This window comes from Mesorhizobium sp. B1-1-5, assembly GCF_006443065.1.
In the GTDB taxonomy this organism is placed as follows: Bacteria; Pseudomonadota; Alphaproteobacteria; order Rhizobiales; family Rhizobiaceae; genus Mesorhizobium.
Window position 1 is genome coordinate 1 of record NZ_VFWS01000418.1, and the last position, 1356, is coordinate 1356.

2 protein-coding genes are annotated in these 1356 nt (G+C 67.4%); one reads left to right on the forward strand and one right to left on the reverse strand.

What is annotated here, in order from left to right; translation table 11 throughout:
- Nucleotides 1–135, forward strand: a 135-nt coding sequence (locus FJ980_RS31970) for an FCD domain-containing protein (protein WP_140547486.1), incomplete at its 5' end; no start/stop codon positions are given.
- A gap of 2 nt (nt 136–137) precedes the next feature.
- Here FJ980_RS31970 and FJ980_RS31975 read toward each other — a convergent pair.
- Nucleotides 138–1356: hypothetical protein (locus FJ980_RS31975; protein ID WP_140547487.1), on the reverse strand; the 1219-nt coding region annotated here is incomplete at its 5' end.

Genomic DNA, 1356 nt, shown 5'->3' on the forward strand with positions numbered 1-1356 from the left:
GAACAATACACGCTTACCGAGCATGAGGAGATCATCGACCGCATTGAGCACCGTGATGCCGACGGCGCCGAAAAGGCGATGATCAAGCATCTCGAACGCTCGCGTGCGCTCTATGTGATGAATTCCGATAAGTAGCTCTAGCCAACCCGGACAATGGCGTAGGGCGACATCGTAAGATGGCCCTGACCCAGTGCCGAAACATCAACCGGGACGTCGTTCGCCGTCAGGTTCGCCAGCCAGACGACAATGTCGCCCGAGGCGGCGCGACCGGCCAGCGCCGCAACACGCGTCTCGTCGCTTGTTTTCGCGGCAACATGCGCGAGCCCAGCCAGTTCGCAAAGCCCTTGGACGGCCCGGAAAATCGGCCGCGGCGATCCCTCGGCGACAGGTTCGCCGCATGCGGCCAGCACGCCGAATGGTCCGGTGATGCTGGACGGTGTCAGCATCTCCAGCCCGGCCGGCGCGACGCGCGCGGCATAGCCAATGGTCCAGGCGGCGGCAAACTGCGCGGCATGGCGGGGATCACGGTTCGCCATGGCAATGCGTTGGCCGGCAAAATTGTCCTTGGTCGCGCCGCCATAGGGGTTCTGTCGCATGGCAATGGTCGACGGGCCGATCCGGTAAGGCTTGTCGCCGAAGATCGCCCGGGTCGACCGGGTGATGAAGGGCAGCGCCTCCAGCGATTGCATGACGCTGAGATCGTCGGCGGCGTGAACGATCGGACAGGTGCAGTGCGTGACGAAATCGAGTTGGTCGGCGGGCACGCGCTTACGGTTGAGCTCGGTGAAATAGCTGAACATGCCGCCGCCGAGGCGGATCCCGGGAAAGGCGCGCCGCGCCGCGGCATAGATTTCTTCCAGCGGCGGGCATGCCGGCCAGGCGCTGCCCGGCGGCGTCGACTGGCGGTCGACCGAAGGCGAGACGGCAACCGCATCGAGCCGCAGGCCGACCCGGCGCACCATATCGGCGACATCGGAGAATTCGGCATCGAGGTCGCCCGTGCAGGCCACCACGCATTCGAGCGTGGTCGAGGCGGGATGCGCCGCGGCGAGCCGGGCATGGGCGCGCAGCGCGTCCAGGCCGTGGCCGCGCGTCGGATCGAAGTGGAACAGGAGTTGCTGCGGACCGCGCCTTGCGAGCATCGGCAGTTCGGCCAGCGTTGCCTCGACGTCCTCGGGATAGACGATCACGCCGACATCGGGCAGCCTCGGCCCGGTCTCGCCGAGTTCGATGCGGACCGGTTCGGCACTCGCGGTCGCGGCGGGCATCCCGGCGCTGCCGGTGAGGCGCAGGCTCACCGTCTGGCGCAGCGGTTCGCCGGCCGGCAGCACAGAGGGCCACGGCAAGGCCAGCGGC